15 protein-coding genes and 1 tRNA gene are annotated in these 19,126 nt (G+C 61.2%); 13 read left to right on the top strand and 3 right to left on the bottom strand.

What is annotated here, in order from left to right:
* Nucleotides 1-172: 172 nt before the first annotated feature.
* Nucleotides 173-1,693 carry a xylulokinase gene (locus CRD60_RS07475; protein WP_113860652.1) on the bottom strand — a complete coding sequence of 507 codons (1,521 nt, stop codon included), beginning with the start codon at nt 1,691-1,693 and terminating at the stop codon, nt 173-175.
* Nucleotides 1,694-1,912: 219 nt separating this feature from the next.
* On the opposite strand from CRD60_RS07475, the gene CRD60_RS07470 reads away from it, so the two are divergent.
* From CRD60_RS07470 to CRD60_RS07460, 3 genes are all read left to right on the top strand, one after another.
* Entirely contained in the window at nt 1,913-3,136 is a 1,224-nt protein-coding gene (locus CRD60_RS07470; protein WP_113860651.1) for an ROK family protein, read from the top strand.
* A 248-nt stretch (nt 3,137-3,384) separates the two neighbouring features.
* Entirely contained in the window at nt 3,385-4,092 is a 708-nt protein-coding gene (locus tag CRD60_RS07465) for an ECF transporter S component (protein WP_113860650.1), read from the top strand.
* Between the two features lie 77 nt (nt 4,093-4,169).
* Nucleotides 4,170-4,246 (top strand) — tRNA-Ile (locus CRD60_RS07460).
* Nucleotides 4,247-4,498: 252 nt separating this feature from the next.
* Here CRD60_RS07460 and CRD60_RS07455 read toward each other — a convergent pair.
* The gene (locus CRD60_RS07455) at nt 4,499-5,566 is read right to left on the bottom strand and encodes an acyltransferase family protein (protein ID WP_113860649.1); all 1,068 of its coding nucleotides are present in this window, start codon (nt 5,564-5,566) and stop codon (nt 4,499-4,501) included.
* A gap of 352 nt (nt 5,567-5,918) precedes the next feature.
* On the opposite strand from CRD60_RS07455, the gene rpmE reads away from it, so the two are divergent.
* From rpmE to prmC, 3 genes are all read left to right on the top strand, one after another.
* Complete coding sequence (gene rpmE / locus CRD60_RS07450; protein ID WP_113860648.1) at nt 5,919-6,131, top strand: 50S ribosomal protein L31; 213 nt, start codon at nt 5,919-5,921, stop codon at nt 6,129-6,131.
* Between the two features lie 222 nt (nt 6,132-6,353).
* Complete coding sequence (gene prfA / locus CRD60_RS07445; protein ID WP_113860647.1) at nt 6,354-7,439, top strand: peptide chain release factor 1; 1,086 nt, start codon at nt 6,354-6,356, stop codon at nt 7,437-7,439.
* Nucleotides 7,440-7,603: 164 nt separating this feature from the next.
* Nucleotides 7,604-8,614 carry a peptide chain release factor N(5)-glutamine methyltransferase gene (gene prmC, locus CRD60_RS07440; RefSeq protein ID WP_236630912.1) on the top strand — a complete coding sequence of 337 codons (1,011 nt, stop codon included), beginning with the start codon at nt 7,604-7,606 and terminating at the stop codon, nt 8,612-8,614.
* A gap of 120 nt (nt 8,615-8,734) precedes the next feature.
* Here prmC and CRD60_RS07435 read toward each other — a convergent pair whose 3' ends face one another.
* Entirely contained in the window at nt 8,735-9,382 is a 648-nt protein-coding gene (locus CRD60_RS07435) for a sugar O-acetyltransferase (protein ID WP_236630910.1), read from the bottom strand.
* Between the two features lie 358 nt (nt 9,383-9,740).
* Between CRD60_RS07435 and CRD60_RS07430 the strand changes: the two genes are divergently transcribed.
* The 7 genes from CRD60_RS07430 to CRD60_RS07395 form a co-directional block, all read left to right on the top strand.
* On the top strand, nt 9,741-10,400 hold the full coding sequence (locus tag CRD60_RS07430) for an L-threonylcarbamoyladenylate synthase (RefSeq protein ID WP_236630909.1): 660 nt from the start codon (nt 9,741-9,743) through the stop codon (nt 10,398-10,400).
* Nucleotides 10,397-11,731 (top strand): MraY family glycosyltransferase, encoded by a 1,335-nt coding sequence (locus tag CRD60_RS07425; RefSeq protein WP_236630908.1) that lies wholly within the window; start codon nt 10,397-10,399, stop codon nt 11,729-11,731. Before CRD60_RS07430 ends, CRD60_RS07425 begins: the two co-directional genes overlap by 4 nt.
* Nucleotides 11,732-11,824: 93 nt before the next feature.
* Nucleotides 11,825-13,372: an IMP dehydrogenase gene (gene guaB / locus CRD60_RS07420; RefSeq protein WP_113860646.1), complete on the top strand. Its 1,548-nt coding sequence runs from the start codon at nt 11,825-11,827 to the stop codon at nt 13,370-13,372.
* Between the two features lie 224 nt (nt 13,373-13,596).
* Entirely contained in the window at nt 13,597-14,304 is a 708-nt protein-coding gene (gene orn, locus CRD60_RS07415; protein ID WP_113860666.1) for an oligoribonuclease, read from the top strand.
* A gap of 133 nt (nt 14,305-14,437) precedes the next feature.
* Nucleotides 14,438-15,847 (top strand): PIF1 family DEAD/DEAH box helicase, encoded by a 1,410-nt coding sequence (locus CRD60_RS07410; protein ID WP_113860645.1) that lies wholly within the window; start codon nt 14,438-14,440, stop codon nt 15,845-15,847.
* Nucleotides 15,848-16,703: 856 nt separating this feature from the next.
* Nucleotides 16,704-18,500 carry a proline--tRNA ligase gene (locus CRD60_RS07400; RefSeq protein WP_407923184.1) on the top strand — a complete coding sequence of 599 codons (1,797 nt, stop codon included), beginning with the start codon at nt 16,704-16,706 and terminating at the stop codon, nt 18,498-18,500.
* A gap of 247 nt (nt 18,501-18,747) precedes the next feature.
* A partial coding sequence (locus CRD60_RS07395) for a 3-hydroxyacyl-CoA dehydrogenase NAD-binding domain-containing protein (RefSeq protein WP_236630907.1) occupies nt 18,748-19,126 on the top strand: 379 nt, incomplete at its 3' end.

Here is a 19,126-nt window from a genome sequence, read left to right as displayed (position 1 = left end):
ATGCCATCACCCTGGTTGGTGTTGACGCGGACAAGCGGAGGAATTAAGCAGTCTGCGATTGTGGGCTGAGCCGTGCCCCCTGAATTTCAGTCATCGCTCTCCACGGAATAGCAATAAGTCCTGAAAGCTCTGTAGTAGCAGCTTTCAGGACTTTCCTATGGTTTCGTTGGGATCAACCACGGGCCTTGACGTAGGCTTGGTAGACCTGCGGGGTGGGCGTGGCCTGCTCGAGGCTGTCGATGGTCAATGGCCAGGTGGGAGGCTCCGCGTCGCCACTGAGGACCCAGGCGGCCTGGCGGGCGGCTCCGATGGCGACATATTCGTCGGTGGAGGGCATGCTGACATCCATGCCCAGAATGGCCGGAGCCAGGGCGCGGACGGCAGGGGACTTGGAGCCGCCCCCGATGAGCAGGATCCGATTGATGTCGGCCCCCAGGCTTCTGAGGAGTTCCATGCAATCCCTCTGCGAGCAGAGCAGGCCCTCCACAAAGGCCCTGGCCAGATTGGGCTGGCTTGTGTTCTTCAGGGTCAGGCCCTTGAGGCTGGCTGTGGCGTCGGGGCGGTTGGGGGTGCGCTCGCCGTCGAAGAAGGGCACCAGGCTGATGCCGCCGGCGCCTGCTGGGGCTGACAGTGCCAGGTCGGCCAGTTGGTCATAGTCCACGTTCAGGGCTGACCTGGCTGCATCGAGAATACGGGAGGCGTTGATGGTGCAGGCCAGGGGCAGGTAGTGGCCGGTGCAGTCGGCGAAGCCTGAGATGGAGCCGGTAAGGTCGTAGACCGGGTTCTGGGCTACTGCCGCCGCAACACCCGAGGTGCCCAGGGAGATGCTGACGTCGCCTACCGCCATGCCCAGGCCCAGGGATGCCATGGCATTGTCGCCTCCTCCCGGTCCCAGGAGGCAGCCGCCGGGAACCGCGGAACCGGCAATGGCGGGGTCTGCCTTGACGTCGGCGGCCTGGCTGGGGCCTAGCACCCTGGGGAGGACCACGTCATGCCGGCCAAGGGCCATATCCAGAAGGTCGTTCCGGTAGCTGTTGTTGTTGGCGTCGAAGTAACTGGTGCCCGAGGCGTCCGACCGATCGGTGAAAAGGACTTCCAGGTGGGCGTCCTGACCCTCCTGCACCGGGCCGAACCCGGCGATGCGCCAGCTCAGCCAATCGTGGGGCAGGCAGATGGCGGCGATGGCGGCGGCGTGCTCCGGCTCGTGCTGGGCAACCCAGGCGATCTTGGTCAGGGTGTAGGAGGCGACGGGGGAGGAGCCCACGGCCTTGACCCAGCGTTGTTTGCCACGGGCCACCAAGTCTTCGGGTTCGTCTGCCTGGGCGGGGGCTTGGCCCAGCAGTTCAATGAGCTCCTGGGCCTGGGGGGCGGAACTGGTGTCGTTCCAGAGCATGGCATCGCGGATGACCCGTCCCCGCTTGTCAAGAAGAACCATGCCATGCTGCTGGCCTCCCACGCTGAGGGCGGCCACATCGGCCAGGCCTCCGGCTTGGGCGGCGGCCTCCTGGAAGGCCTGCCACCAGTATTCAGGGTCCACGCTGGTGCCCTCGGGGTGCTTGGCCTGGCCGAATCGAACCAGTTTGCCTGTGCTGGCATCGGTTACCCTGACCTTGGTGGACTGGGTGGAGGTGTCCACGCCCGCCACCAGCAGGTGGCCGCCTGCTGTGGCCTGAATCGTCTTGTCTGCAGCCATGCTGTGTTCCTTTCTTGTGGGTGGCTCGCGCCGGTGACCGGCAGCTGTGCTGGTCGGGCCCTAGGAGGTTTGGACATGGAAGGTCCGCCGTCCTGAGCGGTATTTAATTAGACGATTAAACTATTCCTGATTCTAGCACGGCGCATACTGCTTGTCAGCTGTGCGCCTGCCAGGTGTCGGCCTTGCTACAGTGGGCATAGTACAGGAAAGGTAGACCTTATGCCATCGCTCAAAAGCATCAATCAGGACGACCTACGCAACCACAATCTTTCCGTCGTCCTCGATACCCTGCTGCAATCGGCGGAACCCATGAGCCGGGCCGAATTGGCAAAGTCCACCGGTTTGACCAAGGCGACCATGTCGCTCTTGGTGCCCATGCTGATCTCCGGGCGTGTGGTCAGGGAGGGGCAGCCCAATGCCGCCACGGTCTATGGGCGCCCCAGCACGCCGCTGATGATCGCCGGAGGGCGGATGTGTGGCATAGGGCTGCAGATCAATACCGATGGCTACGGCTATATGGTGCTGGACCTTGACGGGAAGACGGTCAGCGAGCAGTGGGTCAGCCAGTCCATGGGTGAGGTTCGGCCCGAGGACATCTTCGGCAAGCTGGATAGGCTTGTGGCCCGGGGTGAGAGGGAAATCAAGAAGAAGGGCTATCGGGTGGCCGGCTGTGGTCTGGCCCTGCCTGGTCTGGTAACCGAGGACATGCGCCTGATCAAGGCCCGCAATCTGGGCTGGGAACAGTTGAATCTGGGGGAGTTTGACCTGGTCAAACGTCTTGATGTCCATCCCGACAACGAGGCCAATATGGCGGCCTTGGCTCAGATCCCGGGCTACGCCACCCGTCGCATGGAGGGGGGAGTTGTGGGCCCCTCTGAATCCTTCCTCTATATATCCACCGACATCGGCATCGGCGGCGCCCTGGTGCGGCGGGGCCAGGTGGAGCGTGGCGACCATGGCTTCGCGGGTGAGCTTGGGCATCTCTCGGTCTCCTTGGATGGTCCTGTCTGCTCCTGTCGGCGCCGTGGCTGTGTGGAGGCCTATGCGGGCCGTCGGGCCCTGGTGGAATCCGCTGGCATCGCTTCGGGAAGCAAGGCCATACGAATCGAGGCGGCGGGCGAGCTGCTCAAGCGTTGGGAGTCGGGCGACAATCGCGCCCAGGAGGCGGTAGACAAGGCCGTTGAGGCCTTGGCCTCGGTCATGGTGTCGGCCATCAATGTGTTGGATGTGGATGCGGTCATCCTGGGCGGCATCTGGGAGCGGTTCGGTGATGGACTGGCCAGGCGGATCGAAGACAGGGTCGGCCCCCAGCTCCTGGTGGCACCTGTGGCAAGGCCCCGGGTTCTGCTGCCGGACATCCGTGTCAGGCCGGCCCTCAGAGGTGCAGCGGAGGTTGGTTTGCGCCACTTTTTGGATAATCCCCTGACCTTCCTTGGGCAATGAGGAACCGGGTTGCTGGAAGGGGGTGATGTGTTTGCGGCTATCGGCCCTGATTATGGCTCTTCATATTATTGACATATATGTGAATAATGTCACATATGCTCTTGTAGGGAAACGCCTGACCTCCCACAGTTAGGCAAGCCTATGGCTGTTAGAGTGGCCCTGGCGTTCCCGCCCGAACTGTGCAGGTCAAGGAGCGCGCAGCAGTCAAGACAATGCCGTGCACAGTCATGAGCTGACAGGACCAGACCATGGAAAACTCAAACCAACCTCAATCATCAGTGAGCCATGAACCGGGTAAAACTCCCATTTCACGGACAGTATCCCCCGTGCGTTCCGGCCGTTTGCGCTGGACCACGGCCGACATTGCAGTCGGAGCGGCCCTGGGCGTTGCCTGCGGCATCGTCTTCTGGGGATTCAACTTCGCTTACTCCGCTTTCTCTCCCGTCCTCGGTGCCATTCTCCCCGGCATAGCCAGCCTCTTGCATGCCTTCTGGTACTTCTCGGGTCCCTTGGCGGTGCTTATTATCCGCAAGCCGGGAGCCGCTGTCTATGTGAATCTGGTGGGTTGCATGGCCGAAATGCTCTTTGGCAACAACTTCTCCTTCGGCTTCGTCTTCGCCTCCGCCGCCCTTCAGGGCATCTTCGCGGAGCTGCCCTTTGCCCTGGGGCGCTACCGTACATTCAACCTGCCCATGACCGTCGCCTCGGGAGCCCTGACCGCCCTTGAGTATGCCTTCTATCTGCTTTTCTTCCGCTTCCAGGGTGTGGCTCTGCTCAGCCCTCGGGGAATCACCCATACCATCTGCGAGCTGATAAGTGGCGTTGTGATCGCCGGATTCATGAGCTGGGCCCTCTTCCTGGCCATCGCCAAGACCGGTGCCCTGGACCGTTTCGCTTCCGGTCGGTCTATGAGGGGCAGGGACGAGGATGTGGCTGAGGAGGGCCCGGAAGCCTGACCTGTGTGTCGCCGACTGTGGCTTACGTCCAACGGTTTGCGTTACACTATTACAGCCGTCTCTCGTGGGATTGGTGTGGGGCTTTAGCTCAGTCGGTTAGAGCAGCGGACTCATAATCCGTCGGTCCTCGGTTCAAGCCCGAGAGGCCCCACCAGAGGGAAGCCCTACAGCCACAAGTGTTGCAGGGCTTTCATCATGTCAGGCTGTAGGCCTCAAACAGTCAAACTGTGCCCCCAATGTGCCCCCCCCCCCCGTGCATCTTCTGATGCTGTACGCCATGCCATGTGTTTATCGTCTTGCTGCAGCCATGACTGAGTGGATTCTCACGAGAATACGATGGCCTGGACTCCACTTCCTTATGTTCCTTATGGGGGCGCGGTGCCTGAGGCCTGTGTCGGCATCAGGCTTATAGGTGCCCCGCAGCGTTCGCTGGTTCTTTGTCCTTGCCGACTCCCCACCAGCAAAAACGGTAGAGGAGGGGCGTCACCGCTGCGCATATGAGGCATGCCGCAAGGATGGCCAGCAGCGCGACCAGTAGCTGTGAGCAGACCGTGCTTTGGATCGATGGTAGAGGTATGACCAGGAGCAGTAGTCTTTTGGCGCAGGCCAGGGATAGTCCATTGAGTCCGTAGTAGACCATCGTGTTGCGCCCGATGTATTCGATTGGGGTGCAGGTGGGGAATATGGCTTTCACCAGACCGATGACCATGAGGGATCCGCTGATCGCCGCAGTCAGCGTGGTGCCGTAATGGGCGGCAGGACTGGAGGGGAGTCGCAGAAAGATTTGGACACTGGTCACGAATGTGCCTATCGAGATGACGGCTGTCAGCGCACTTGGCCCACGGCCGAGCCTCTTCAGCCAATCTGACAGGATCCACCCCAGGGAGGTGAAGGCCAGGGCTTGAAAGGCCGAGGCCAAACAGAATGGCCAGTTGACGGAGGGTATCAGGGGCCAGGCCAGCAGACAGACCAGAGCGATGAGCGCCCTGAGGGGTTTGGGGCATCTGGACAGTACCCAGAGCATGAGATCTCCCCAGAATAGTGCCCAGAAGAACCACAATCCAGGTGAATTGCCCATAAGGATACTGGCCAGTTCCTCCGGTGCCATCCAGGTCTCCCTACTGAACAGGGAGGAGAAGAGGGCCGGGCTGGCCACCTTCAGGACGACCTTGGACAAGACATAGAGGGAGAAGAAGTAATAGGGGATGACCAGACGGCGGAAGCGCTTGCCGGCGAATTGAATGAAACTGGCTGACGGGTGGAAGGTGATGCCCGACAGGATGAAGAAGAGGGGCATGTGGAAGAAGTAGACGGTGTCGTTGCTGAACACCAGGTCGGGGAGCCAGGGAAGAGTCCCCTCCTCATGGATATGGCCGTAGAAGACCAGCAGCATGGCGATGCCCTTGGATACGTCGATCCATCTGATTCTGTGGCTTGGGGCATCGGCGGCATGTCCGGCGGTCTTGTCTGGCATCTGTGTCCTTCAGTCAGCTGCTTACTGGTGATTCTAGAAGACCGGGAAGATATGGTGGTCTCTGGATTCCTTATGGCAATAGCATTCTACCCACTCAGTTCGCCACCCGAATCACACGCCGTCCGCCTGCCTCTCAGGGCTTATGTCGTGGCCGAACATGCAGGGAATAGTGGAGGGGCGGGCATGGTTGAGCATGGTGTCCGGAGGCGAGCGTTCGTGTCTGACTGCGAGGGCAATCATTGCAGCTGGGTTTGCGCCGGTCCCGGGCGACGGATATAATCCGAAAGGTTCCGGTTCACGTCCACCATTGGGGTGTGGCGACCCGGGTCCCCCGAATTCCTTAGGAGACAATATGAAGCAAGGAATACATCCCGATTATCACACCGTGCAGGTCACCTGCTCGTGCGGCAACACCTTCGTCACCCGTTCGACCGCACCAGGCAATCACATGACCGTTGATGTGTGTGCCAAGTGCCACCCCTTCTACACCGGCAAGCAGAAGATTCTCGATACCGGCGGCCGTGTCGCCCGCTTCGAGCGTCGCTACGGCAAGAGGGCCAAGTAGCTTTCCAAACGCCAGTCTTTCCTCGGGTCTGCTTCTGCGGGCTAAGGTGGGCTGGCGTTTTTGTATGGGCAGACAGTTGGCGATGCTTGTGACGAACGGACTGGCATCGCCGTGTGTGCCCCGTCGTTGGATTGGCGGCGCTGTGGTTGTTGCGTCTGTCCTATGATCGACCAAGAAGTGTATCAGGATCGGCCAGCGATCCAGAAGAGCCTAGGAGCGTAGATGGCAGAAGATCAGGAGTTTCCGGCGGCGCAGACCGCCCTGGAGGAATACCGGAGGATCGAGCGGGAGATGAGTTCCCAGGAGGTCGCCTCCGACCCTGCAGCCATTCGTAAGCTGGGCCGTCGTCATGCCCAGCTGGGCTCCATCGTCTCCGCCTATCAGGCCTATCTTCAGATTCGAGAGAACCTCGAGGCCGCCCATGAGATGGCCGGAGAGGACGCAGATTTTGCGGCCGAGGCCAAGAGCCTTGAGGCCCAGCTGGTTCCTGCCGAGGAGAAGCTGCGTCGGGCCCTGATTCCCCGGGATCCTGACGATGTGCGCGATGTCATCATGGAGATCAAGGCCGGTTCCGGCGGCGACGAGGCGGCCCTCTTCGCCGCTGACCTCTTGCGCATGTATACCCGCTACGCCGAGAAACGCGGCTGGACCACCAGCATCCAAAGTGAGAACAGCACCGAGCTGGGCGGCTACAAGGACGTGCAGATGGCCATCCGGGCCAAGGGTACACCCTCCCCGGAGGACGGTGTGTGGGCCTCGCTCAAGTATGAGGGCGGTGTCCATAGGGTGCAGCGTATCCCTGTAACCGAATCCCAGGGCCGCATCCAGACCTCAGCGGCAGGCGTTATTGTCTTCCCTGAGGCAGATGAGGATGATGACGAGATTGAGGTCGACCCCAAGGACCTGAAGATCGACATCTTCATGAGTTCCGGCCCTGGTGGGCAGTCTGTCAACACCACCTATTCGGCTGTGCGCATGACCCACGTCCCCACCGGCATCGTCGTCTCCATGCAGGACGAGAAGTCTCAGATCCAGAACCGTGCCGCGGCCCTGCGGGTCCTCAAATCCCGCCTCCTGGCCATGAAGCATGAGCAGGAGGCCGCCGAGGCCGCCGACATGCGCCACTCCCAGGTGAGGTCCTTGGACAGGTCCGAACGCATCCGCACCTACAACTATCCGGAGAACCGGATCGTCGACCACCGCACAAACTACAAGGCCTACAACCTGGACCAGGTGCTGGATGGCGACCTGCAGGCCGTGATCGACTCCGATATCCAGGCAGATGAGGCTGCACGGCTGGCCCAGTAGGCATCGGCCGGAGCGGCAGACCATCGATACATACCAATAGGTGGAAAACATTGATGACACAAGGTTTTCGGCATACAGATCCGGTGACGCACCAGCAACAAGGCGGTGTGAAGGCCCGCAAGGGGGAGAACCTTGCGCCTTCCCTCCCTCCTGAGCCGAATCGCATTGCTGCAGGCGAGGCGGTTACCCCGGCATCGGTATCCGTCAGCCAGGCTGTCCACTGGGCCAGCAGGATTCTAGAAGAGGCAGGTGTCGAGACCCCGGTGAACGACGCCCTGCTGCTCATGGCCCATGCCTATGGGGTCGACCTCTCTGATATTCGCAAGTTCATGGTCATGGGGGAGTCCCTATCCACAAGCCCAGAGCCGGAAAGTCCGGCAGCAGTCAGTACCGAGATCTCTGGGGCCCCTCGTCAAACCGAGCCACCCTATCCAGGCTTTGACTCCCATCTGGTATTCCAAAGCTTTCGGGAGTCTCTCAAACGTCGTGCCAACCGTGAACCCCTGCAGTATATCCTTGGTCAGGCTCCTTTCCGCTTCCTGGACCTGCAGGTCGGCCCAGGGGTCTTCATCCCCCGTCCTGAGACCGAGGCGGTGGTTCAGGCCGCGATCGACTGGCTTGACGAGCATGGTCTCAGCTCACATAGAATCGTTGACCTCTGCGCTGGCAGTGGAGCCATCGGTCTGTCTCTGGTCACGGAGGTGCGTGGCGCGGAGGTCTGGGCTGTTGAACAGTCAGATGAGGCCTATTCCTGGGCTGCGAAGAATAGGGAATCCGTCCTCAAGGAGGATATTGCCGCCGGGTACAACTACCACCTGGTCAAGGGTGACGCGACCTCAACGACCTTTCTGAACGAGCTTGATGGCACCATAGACCTGGTCGTCTCCAACCCACCCTACGTGCCGGAAAACCAGATACCCGAGCAGGCCGAGGTTCGCGATTATGACCCAGATCTGTCCCTCTATGGAGGTTCGGTCGATGGATTGCGGATCCCTCAGAAGCTAGTGGTCCGTGCTGCGTCACTGCTGAGGGCCGGGGGAGCCCTGGTCATGGAACATGATATCTCCCAAGGGAAGGCCCTGGTCGACTTCGCGTTGAACCATGGTTTTGCCAGCGCATCCACTGGCATGGATCTGACCGGTCGTCCGCGGTACCTGCTGGCTGAGCTGGGCTGAAGCTGCCTGGAGCAGGGTAAGATCATGCCGTATATCGGGTTCGTACATGCCCTGTTCGGACAAAATTAAGGGACCCGGTCACTATGTTGCCGATTGAAGGCCCAAGGTACCGGACCATGCCTAGAGTGCATACTTCTGGAAGCAGGCCGCGTCCTGATCGGTAATCTCACGTATCACCCGTGCCGGATTGCCCACCGCCACCGTATGGGCCGGAATGTCCCTAGTGACCACCGCTCCGGCGCCAATCACGCAACCCTCGCCTATGGTTACACCGCCAATGACGGTAACATTGCCGCCGAGCCAGCAGTTTGAACCGATGCTGATCGGCTTGGCGTACTCATAATCATAGAGTGAGCCATCGGGGCGGTGACGTGAGTTGCGGTCCTGCCAGCGCAGAGGGTGCATAGGCGGCAGCAGGGACACGTTGGGACCCATGAGCACGTCGTCGCCGATGCTGATCGGCACACAGTCCAGGGCGGTGAAGTTGAAGTTGATGAAGGTGCGCGCCCCGATGCTGGTGTGGATGCCGTAATCGAAGAAAATCGGTCCCATGATGCTCACCTCGGGTCCACGACGGGGCACAAGCTCATCCAGCACCTGCTCCCGTTCCTGCTGGTCGCCGCGCGGCAGGTTGTTGAAACGCGTGCATAGGTCGCCTGCGCGGTTCCTCAGCCCATCGAGCTCAGGGTCAGAGGCATCGTACAGCTTGCCTGCAAGCATCTCCTCATGTTCGGAAAGGCGCGGCTGTCTCAGCTCAACTGGTGCCATGGATTTCATTGCTGTCTTGCTCCTTGTTGGTCGGTTTCCCGCTGTATGACCTTCTCAGCTGATCATCAATCCTCGCTGATCGGTAGGAAATCAGGTCGGGCAGGCTCCTGCGGTGTCCCTGTGAACCTGCTGGCATTCCCCCGGCCATATTACTTTCTCTGGGAGAATAATAGACGCGGCATGCTGTCTTGTCCAGCTTTCGGGATTGCTCGAGTTTCCTGAGCTGGGGGTAGGCGGTATCCTGTTGCTGGTACAGATAAGATCGGCTTGCCAGTCTGGACGCGCCTCAAGATGGAAGGTGGAGGGCTGGCACGGATTGCGGCCAGGCCAGTGTGGTGCTGCAGGCAAAGGAACGGTAGTGGGCAGAATAGGTCGGATTGATGAGCAGGCGCTGGAAGACGCTGCGCGTGTCGTCCGGGAGGGTGGACTGATTGTCCTTCCCACGGACACCGTCTACGGGGTGGCATGCGACCCCTGCAACCCTGCCGCCATAAGCCTTCTCTACCAAGCCAAGCAGCGGCCCGCTTCCAAAGCCCTGCAGGTCATCCTTGCCTCAACCAATAATCTGACCCGTCTCGGGCTCTACCTGCCTGAACCGCTTGACCGGTTGGCTGCGGCCTTCCTGCCCGGGCCTTTCTCGCCCATCGCCGCTGCTTCGCCCGACAGCCCTTTATCCACCTTGAGAAATGAGAAGGACGGCAGCAGGACCCAGGCCATCCGTCTGCCGGATTCAGACCTTTCCCTGAGGATCCTGCAGTTCACCGGTCCTCTGGCAGCCTCCAGCGCCAACCGTTCCGGTGGGCAGAGCCCGCAGACGGTCCAGGAGGCCTACGAGGCCTTGGGGGACGCGGTCGACCTCTACTTGGACGGGGGGCCGACCCAGGGGCACATGGCCTCAACGGTGGTGGCTGCCAGTCCCGAAGCATCCGACGGCATCAGCATCTTGCGGCAGGGAATCATATCTCGGGCCGCCATTCGGCAGGTCCTGCAGAGTGCAGACGGGGGAGTGGCCGCTTGAGAGTCTACCTGTTCATCGCCGCCATCGCCGGAGGGGTGACCTGGCTGCTCACCCCTCTGGTCCGTCATCTGGCCATACATATCGGTGCCGTGGGTAAGGTCCGGGCCCGCGACGTCCACACCGTACCCACCCCCCGTATGGGTGGTCTGGCCATGCTGCTGGGATTTGCGGTGGCCCTGGTCTTCGCCAGTCGCATGCCCTTCGTCTCCGGGCTGTTCGTCAACAGCCGCCAGGCCTGGGTGGTGCTGGCGGGCGCCGCCATGGTCTGCCTGCTGGGCGTGGCCGATGACCTCTGGGACTTGGACTGGATGCTCAAGCTGGCCGGCCAGTTGCTGATCTCGGTATTCGCGGCCTATGGAGGACTGCAGATCATCTCCCTGCCCTTGGGGTCCTTGGTGACGGCATCGCCGACCATCTCCATGGCCATCACGGCCTTCCTCATCGTCGCATCCATCAACGCCGTCAATTTCGTCGACGGCCTGGATGGCCTGGCCTCGGGCATCGTGGCCATCGGTGGCATCGCCTTCGCCATCTACTCCTATATCCTCGCCCGGTCTTCCGCCTCCTTCGCCTCCATGGCCACCCTGATTGACGTGGCCATGGTGGGCATCTGCGTAGGCTTCATCCTCCACAATTGGCACCCGGCCAAGCTCTTCATGGGTGACTCCGGCTCCATGCTCCTGGGCTACCTGATCACCTGTGCCTCCATCGTCATGACCGGCCACCTGGACCCTGCCTCCGTCGGCCATAAAAGTCTCTACCTGCCGGTCTTCATGCCCATCATGCTGCCTATTCTGGTGCTCTTTTTGCCGGTGCTGGATATGTCTCTGGCCATCGTGCGGCGCCTAAGGAAAGGCCAGTCGCCCATGCACCCCGACCGGATGCATTTGCATCACCGCATGCTGCGCATCGGCCATTCCGTTCAAGGTGCTGTGCTGATTCTGTGGGGCTGGGCGGCCCTGATATCCTTCGGTTCCATCATGATCCTGTTTTTCAAGGCGGTCTATGTGCTGGTGGGCATGCTGCTGGCGGCTGTGGTGCTGACCGTGCTGACCATGTCCCCCTATCTGCTGCGGCGGGCCCGGGAGATTCGGCAGGAGGAGAAGGGGTTGGTGTGGACGACCAGCCAGCACGCCAGTGGCAGGGCTGAAGTGCTTTCTCATGATGCCCGGACTGAGTCAGGTGAAGATGAACCTGCTGCTGCCGCCACTGCTGTCCCGAAATTGTTGGCTCGTCCTGAGGAGGTGAAAGAGCCTACTGCCGCCGGAAGAGCCGATGATACAGCGCCGGCTGGCATGCTTGCCGACGGAGAAGACCGATTGGGACGATAGTCCTACCTCTTGCCGATGCGTGTGGGCAGGTCATCAGGACGTGTTCAGATCGGGTGTTTCGTCTTGGTCAACCCACGTCAATATAGTGGGTTTATGGCTACAAATCCTGATATGAACACAGAATCCCCGTACGCTCCCCTTCCTCCCAAGTTCGCCCAATTAGGCCTGGCCTATGACGATGTGCTCCTCTTGCCCAATGAGACCGACGTCATCCCCTCCCAGGTGGATACCTCCACCCACCTGACCCGCGAGATCACCATGAAGGTGCCGGCCATCTCGGCCGCCATGGACACGGTGACTGAATCCGACATGGCCATCGCCATGGCCCGCAACGGCGGCATCGGCATCCTCCACCGCAACCTTTCCATCGACGACCAGGCCTCCCAGGTCGACGTGGTCAAGCGCAGCGAATCCGGCATGATCACCGACCCGCTGACAGTCAACCCCGAAGCCAGTCTGACCGACCTGGACAAGCTCTGCGGCCGTTTCCACATCTCCGGTCTGCCGGTCGTTGACCAGGACAACCGCCTGGCCGGCATCATTACCAACCGCGACATGCGCTTCATCGCCCCCGAGGACTACGACCATCTCAAGGTCAAGGATGTGATGACCAAGGAGGGCCTGGTGACCGGCCCCAGCGACATCTCCCGTGAGGATGCCCATAGGATCCTGGCCCAGAACAAGGTCGAGAAGCTGCCGCTGGTCGATGTCGACGGCCACCTCACCGGTCTGATCACGGTCAAGGACTTCGTCAAGACCGAGCAGTACCCGGATGCCACCAAGGATGGCCAGGGCCGCTTGCGGGTAGGGGCAGGTATCGGCTTCCTGGGTGACGCCTGGCAGCGGGCCTCGGCGCTCATGGAGGCCGGTGTGGATGTGCTGGTGGTCGACACGGCCAACGGCGAGGCCCATCTGGCCCTTGACATGATTCGCCGGCTCAAGGCCGATCCGGCCTTCCGGGATGTGCAGATCATCGGCGGCAACATCGCCACCCGTCAGGGTGCCCAAGCCATGATCGAGGCAGGGGTCGATGCGGTCAAGATCGGTGTGGGCCCCGGTTCCATCTGCACCACCCGCGTGGTGGCCGGTGTTGGTGTTCCCCAGCTGACCGCAGTCTACGAGGCCGCCCAGGCCTGCCAGGCCGCCGGTGTGCCCTGCATCGCCGACGGTGGCATCCACTACTCCGGCGATATTGCCAAGGCCCTGGTGGCCGGTGCCTCCACCGTCATGTTGGGCGGCACCCTGGCCGGCTGCGAGGAGGCGCCTGGCGAGAAGGTTCTCCTCCATGGCAAGCAGTACAAGCTCTACCGTGGCATGGGCTCCCTGGGTGCCATGGCTCCCCGGGGCAAGAAGTCCTATTCCAAGGACCGTTACTTCCAGGCCGATGTGACCAGCAACGAAAAGGTCGTGCCCGAGGGTGTGGAGGGCGAGGTGCCCTACCGTGGCCCCTTGAACGCCGTCCTCTATCAGATGATCGGCGGACTCCACCAGTCCATGTTCTATGTCGGGGCCCACAACATTCCCGAGATGTGGGAGAAGGGTCGCTTCATCCGCATAACCGATGCCGGCCTGCGTGAATCCCACCCCCATGACATCGTCATGACTGCCGAGGCCCCCAACTACACCGGCATGCACGCCTAACCGCCAGCTGCGTCTCCCCTGTCCCTTGGCTTGCAGTGGTCTGCCTGAGGGCCGCTGCAAGCCAAGTCTGCCTATGGGGTGACCGGAGGAGACCGCCGGAGTCGTTGGGTACCGGTGATCTTTGGTCCTTGTGTGCTAGGGGTCGCTCTTCCAGGATCATGATTCAGTCCTCTAGGCAGGATAGAGTGACATGTTCGGTAGTTTTGCGAGGAAAGGCGATGGATATGGCCGATCATAAGGATGATTTGACGTTTGCTCCGGAGGAATCCGTGATGATCTGGATCGACTGCGAGATGACAGGTCTGGATATATTCCATGACGAGCTCTGCGAGGTGTCGGTCGTACCCACGGACTTCAACATGAAGGTCCTGGATGAGGGCATCGACCTGGTCATCAAGCCCTCGGATGCGGCAGTGGCCCACATGAACGACTTTGTGAGGAACATGCACACCTCCTCGGGCCTGGTTGACGAGTGGAACAAGGACGGGCTGGATCTGGCCGAGGCCCAGCGGCAGGTCGTTGACTACGTCAAGCGCTTCCTGCCCGCCCAGGGAAAGGCCCACCTGGCCGGCAACTCGGTCGGCTCCGACAAGAAGTTCCTCGACAGGTACATGCCCGACCTCATGGCCCAGCTCCATTACCGGGTCATCGACGTGAGCACCCTGAAGGAGCTGTCCCGCCGCTGGTACCCGGACGTCTACCGGAACAAGCCCGCCAAGCATGGCGGCCACCGGGCCCTGGCCGACATCATCGAGTCCATCGACGAGCTGCGCTACTACCGTGACATGTTCTTCCTTCCGGCCCCCGGCCCCGATGAGGCCCAGGCCCAGGCGGGAGCCAAGCGGATCGAGGAGACCAGCCTCCTGAGGGCCTATGAGGCCAAGGGTGCACCGGTCGAGGACCCCAATCACCCGCAGAAGGCTGACTACTAAAGCCATGTGTCCGATGCGGTCGGTATGTGGGCAGAATAGACGCAGCCGCTAGCGGCCTTTAAGGTCAGTATGGTCGGCCTGACCATACTCCTGTCCGACCACAGATGTCGCATCCGGCGAGAAAGGACCAGCAGTGCAGCAATCCGAGGCCTTGGACATACTCGGCGCGGGAGCCAGCGTCTTTCTGACCGGTGCCCCCGGCGCGGGCAAGACATATGTGCTCAACGAGTTCGTCAACCAGGCCCGGCAGGCTGGCGCCCATGTGGCGGTGACCGCCTCCACCGGCATCGCCTCCACCCATGTGGACGGGCAGACCATCCACTCCTGGAGTGGGGTGGGGATCAACACCGTGCTGACCCCGGAGCTCCTGTCGACCATCAGGTCCCGGCGTCGGCGGAAAATCCAGGGTGTCGACATCCTGGTCATCGACGAGGTCTCCATGATGCAGGCCTGGCTTTTCGACATGGTCGACCAGGTCTGCCGGTCGGTCCGTCACAGTCCTGAGCCCTTCGGTGGCCTCCAGCTGGTCCTGTCGGGTGACTTCTTCCAGCTGCCCCCGGTCAGCAAGTCCTTCAGGTCGCGGGGGTTTGAGCCCAGCCCCGAGTTCCTGGCCTCGCGTGAACCCTACCGGCAGGCCGGCAAGGATCCTGATGGCTTCGTCACTGAATCCCTAGTGTGGGACGAGCTGAATCCGGTCATCTGCTACCTGACCGAGCAGCACCGCCAGGACGACGGCCAGCTGCTGACGGTCCTGACCGACATCCGTGAGGGGTCGGTCACCCAGGAGGACCACGAGGTGCTGTCCAACCGTCTGGGCCTGGCCCCAGACGAGAACGAGGTGGCCGTCCATCTCTTTCCGGTCAACAAGCAGGCCGACAGTCTCAACGATATGCGCCTGAGCCAGATTCAGGACCAGCCCCATAGTTTCCGCGCCCAATCCTCCGGGCCCGACAACCTGGTCGCACGCCTGAAGAAGAACATGCTGGCCCCAGAGGAATTGACCCTCAAGACCGGCGCGGCCGTCATGGCCCTGCGCAACGACCAGGACCACCAGTATGTCAACGGCTCCATCGGGCGGGTCAAGGGCTTCGTCTCCGAGGCCAAGGGTGGCTGGCCCATCGTGGAGTTCGAGAACGGCCACACGGTGACCATGAAGCAGGCCGCCTGGCAGATGATGGACGGGGAGACCGTCCTGGCCGCCGTCAACCAGGTGCCCCTGCGCTGCGCCTGGGCCATCACCATCCACAAGTCCCAGGGCATGACCCTGGACCGGGCCGTCATGGACCTCCGCCGCACCTTTGCCCCCGGTATGGGCTACGTGGCCCTCTCCCGTGTGGAGGCTCTGGACGGCCTCTACCTGGACGGCATCAATGAGCACGCCTTCCTGGTCTCACCCCAGGCCGTCTCCCTGGACACGGTGCTGAGGGGGAATTCCACGGCCGCCTGCTCCCGCCTGGCCCAGGAGGGCACCGGGGCCTTCACCAAGCAAGCCGTAGGCCAAACCGCCGGACAGGACGAATTCACCCAGGAGGAGCTCTTCTGACCTTCGTGGGTGAATTTCTGCATCTGCGTCGGGAGCAATAGCCATGCAGATTACCCCTTAACTGTTCGTAGTGGGGAGGGGTTCGGTAGGGGGTCTTCTCCGAGCAGGTCAAGCAGGGATTCGGCCTTTGCTTTGAGTCCGGCAGCCTTGATGAGTTTGGTGTCCTGTTGGGCTTGGCGTGAATAAACCAGGGTCCAGGCGCTCACCAGTCAAGCTCCGTTGACCCTTCGCCAAGTGGCTCTTGCCCGGCTTCTAGGATTGACTCGGTCATACATGGGATGGCATCGAGGTAGAGGGTTTCTTGGATTGTCCTCCATTCGTATTCTCCGACCAACACAGCATTTCCTCGTTTTTCCGACGATGGCGAATTCCTCTGCGTTCTCGTTTGCCTGGTCAATCAGCCCATACAAGGATTTTCTGGCATTGGTGGCATTGATGGTTTCCATGAGGCCCTCCCCGGGCTGGTAGCTACCTGCAGTTGCGTATGTAAATACGTACGCAAACAGATTCCTAGCTGATAGTCAATCATCACCCTTTATGGAATAAGGCATTGCAGGCCCGCGCCTTCGGCAAAGCTCATGGATGCACAGGGGATACACCCTGATGTTGTTGCATTCGGTCACGTCGCTGATAAGGAGTCCTGGCGAGTCACAACAAATACAGCCTGTGGGGAAGTGGCATCGCTTATGTGCCCCCCGCAAGTTCTTGAGACGGGCTGTGGTGTCTGCTTGTTGGGGTTTGCCAGCATCCGCAGTCTTGGGATGGTACAGGTCAGTTGGGCGCGGCGGTCGCTTGTCGGCGAACGCGAATATTCTTAGGGGCTATGAACTCCACTGAGAAAACCAGCACCCTTCGTATGTCCACGCTATTTGTGCGCACCCTGCGTGAGGATCCGGCAGATGCCGATGTCGACTCGGCCAGGCTCCTGCAGAGGGCAGGGTACATCCGCAAGGCCGCACCGGGCATCTGGACCTGGCTGCCCCTGGGACTGCGCGTCCTCAACAAGGTTGAGGCCATCGTCCGGGAGGAGATTGACGGCATCGGAGCCCAGGAGGTCCACTTCCCGGCCCTGCTGCCCCGGGAGCCCTACGAGGCCACCCACCGCTGGGAGGAATACGGAGACAATATCTTCCGCCTCAAGGACCGGCACGGGGCCGACTATCTGTTGGCTCCCACCCATGAGGAGATGTTCACCCTGCTGGTCAAGGACATGTACACGTCCTATAAGGACCTGCCGGTAAGCCTCTACCAGATTCAGACCAAGTACCGCGACGAGTTCCGCCCCCGGGCTGGCCTCATCCGTGGTCGTGAGTTCATCATGAAGGACGCCTACTCCTTCACTGTGGATGAGGATGGTCTCAAGCAGGCCTACCAGGACCAGCGCGGTGCCTATGAGCGCATCTTCAAGCGCCTGGGCGTCGACTATGTCATCGTCCATGCGGTCTCCGGCCCCATGGGAGGCTCCGAATCCGAGGAGTTCCTGGCCCCCCTGCCCATCGGCGAGGACACCTTCGCCCTGGCTCCCTCCGGCAAGGCTTGGAATGTCGAGGCCCTGACCACACCAGCAGTGGGGGAGGTCGATTCCTCTGCCATACCAGCCATGCGGGCTCTGGAGACTCCGGATGCCAAGACCATCGACGCCCTGGTCGAGCGCGCCAACAGTCTGCATCCACGCAAGGACGGCCGCCAGTGGACCGCCGCCGACACCCTGAAGAACCTGATCATCGCGGTCAAGCACGCCGAGGATGAGGAGCATGACAAGCCCTGGCGGGAGATCGTGGCCATAGGCCTGCCTGGTGACCGCCAGGTCGATATGAAGCGTTTGGAGGCCCAATTCGCCCCTGCCGAGATCGAGGAGGCCAGCGAGGAGGACCTGAAGTCGCATCCTGAGTTCGTCAAGGGCTATATCGGCCCTATGGTCCTGGGCCCCCAGGCCAGGGAAGCCGAAGGCATCAAGACCCCGGTCCGTTACTTGCTTGACGCCCATGTGGGCCGGGGCTCCCAGTGGATCACCGGTGCCGATCAGGAGGGTATGCATGTTTTCAACGCCGTCTACGGCCGTGACTTCGAGGCTGACGGCCTGGTCGAGGCGGTGGAGGTCCGCCAGGGCGATATGAGTCCCGACGGTTCCGGGCCACTCAGCTTCGAGCGCGGTGTGGAGATTGGCCAGGTCTTCCAACTCGGCCTGAAGTATTCCAAGGCTCTGGACCTCAAGGTCCTGGACCAGAACGGCAAGACGGTTCCCGTGTGGATGGGCTGCTATGGCATTGGTGTCTCCCGTGTCCTGGCCTGCATCGCCGAGGCCCATCATGACGACAAGGGCCTGGCCTGGCCGGCCGTCGTGGCACCTGCCCAGGTTCACCTGCTGGCTACCGGCAAGGACCAGGCGGCCTTCGGTGCGGCCGAGCAGTTGCTCACCCAATTGGAGGAACGTGGAATCGAGGTCATCTATGATGACCGTAAGAAGGTCTCCCCGGGGGTCAAGTTCAAGGATGCCGAACTCATTGGTGTCCCCCTGGTCGTGGTCGCGGGTCGTGACACGGTCAACAATGGAACCATTGAAATCAGAGACCGTACAGGCGAGCAGGCCCAGGCCGTTGCGGCGGATAAGGCTGTACAGGTGATTGCCGATCGGCTGGCACAGCTGGACTGATTCTCGCGACTTTCGTACGCTTGGTGTCCGACATCACTGATTCAGTGGTGTCGGACCCTTGTTTTACCTCTCAGAGCATAAGCACCCAGTTACTGTAGTTACACTGATTTTTACCGTTGGCTTGGGGATTATTTTTTGATGCTGGGCTTTGATGCGCTTTCGGCCAGTGTTGACTATGTGGCTCCAGCCCAGCATCTTCCCCTATGCGAGTGGCGCATACGGGGTAATTCACGAAGAAGTGAGGAAAATGAAGAATCTTACTGTTTTGGGCACTGGCGTGCTTGGTTCCCAGATTATTTTTCAGGCTGCCTACATGGGCAAGCATGTGGTGGCCTATGACATCAAGGATGAGATCCTGGACAAGCTGCCCGCCCGCTGGGAATATCTGAGAAAGGGCTACAAGCGTGATTTGCCTGATGCCACCGACGAGAAGCTGGACGCGGCGGTGAGTCGTATCCGCACCAGCGCGGGTATGGCTGAGGCCCTCAAGGATGCTGACATCGTGATCGAGGCTGTTCCTGAGCGGCTGGACATCAAGCAGTCCACCTGGAAGAAGGTCAGCGATTTGGCTCCGGCCAAGAGCATCTTCTGCACCAACTCCTCGACTCTGCTGCCCTCGGCCATGG

The organism is Bifidobacterium aemilianum, from assembly GCF_003315635.1.
GTDB lineage: Bacteria > Actinomycetota > Actinomycetes > Actinomycetales > Bifidobacteriaceae > Bifidobacterium > Bifidobacterium aemilianum.
The sequence above is the reverse complement of the archived record's forward strand: the minus strand, read 5'-3'. Positions and strand labels throughout refer to the sequence as shown.

What these genes read in the sequence shown, in the direction of transcription:
- CRD60_RS07475 (WP_113860652.1), bottom strand. Translation starts at nt 1,693, where the DNA reads ATGGCTGCAGACAAGACGATTCAGGCCACAGCAGGCGGCCACCTGCTG.
- CRD60_RS07470 (WP_113860651.1), top strand. Translation starts at nt 1,913, where the DNA reads ATGCCATCGCTCAAAAGCATCAATCAGGACGACCTACGCAACCACAAT.
- CRD60_RS07465 (WP_113860650.1), top strand. Translation starts at nt 3,385, where the DNA reads ATGGAAAACTCAAACCAACCTCAATCATCAGTGAGCCATGAACCGGGT.
- CRD60_RS07455 (WP_113860649.1), bottom strand. Translation starts at nt 5,566, where the DNA reads ATGCCAGACAAGACCGCCGGACATGCCGCCGATGCCCCAAGCCACAGA.
- rpmE (WP_113860648.1), top strand. Translation starts at nt 5,919, where the DNA reads ATGAAGCAAGGAATACATCCCGATTATCACACCGTGCAGGTCACCTGC.
- prfA (WP_113860647.1), top strand. Translation starts at nt 6,354, where the DNA reads ATGGCAGAAGATCAGGAGTTTCCGGCGGCGCAGACCGCCCTGGAGGAA.
- CRD60_RS07435 (WP_236630910.1), bottom strand. Translation starts at nt 9,382, where the DNA reads ATGGCACCAGTTGAGCTGAGACAGCCGCGCCTTTCCGAACATGAGGAG.
- guaB (WP_113860646.1), top strand. Translation starts at nt 11,825, where the DNA reads ATGGCTACAAATCCTGATATGAACACAGAATCCCCGTACGCTCCCCTT.
- orn (WP_113860666.1), top strand. Translation starts at nt 13,597, where the DNA reads ATGGCCGATCATAAGGATGATTTGACGTTTGCTCCGGAGGAATCCGTG.
- CRD60_RS07400 (WP_407923184.1), top strand. Translation starts at nt 16,704, where the DNA reads ATGTCCACGCTATTTGTGCGCACCCTGCGTGAGGATCCGGCAGATGCC.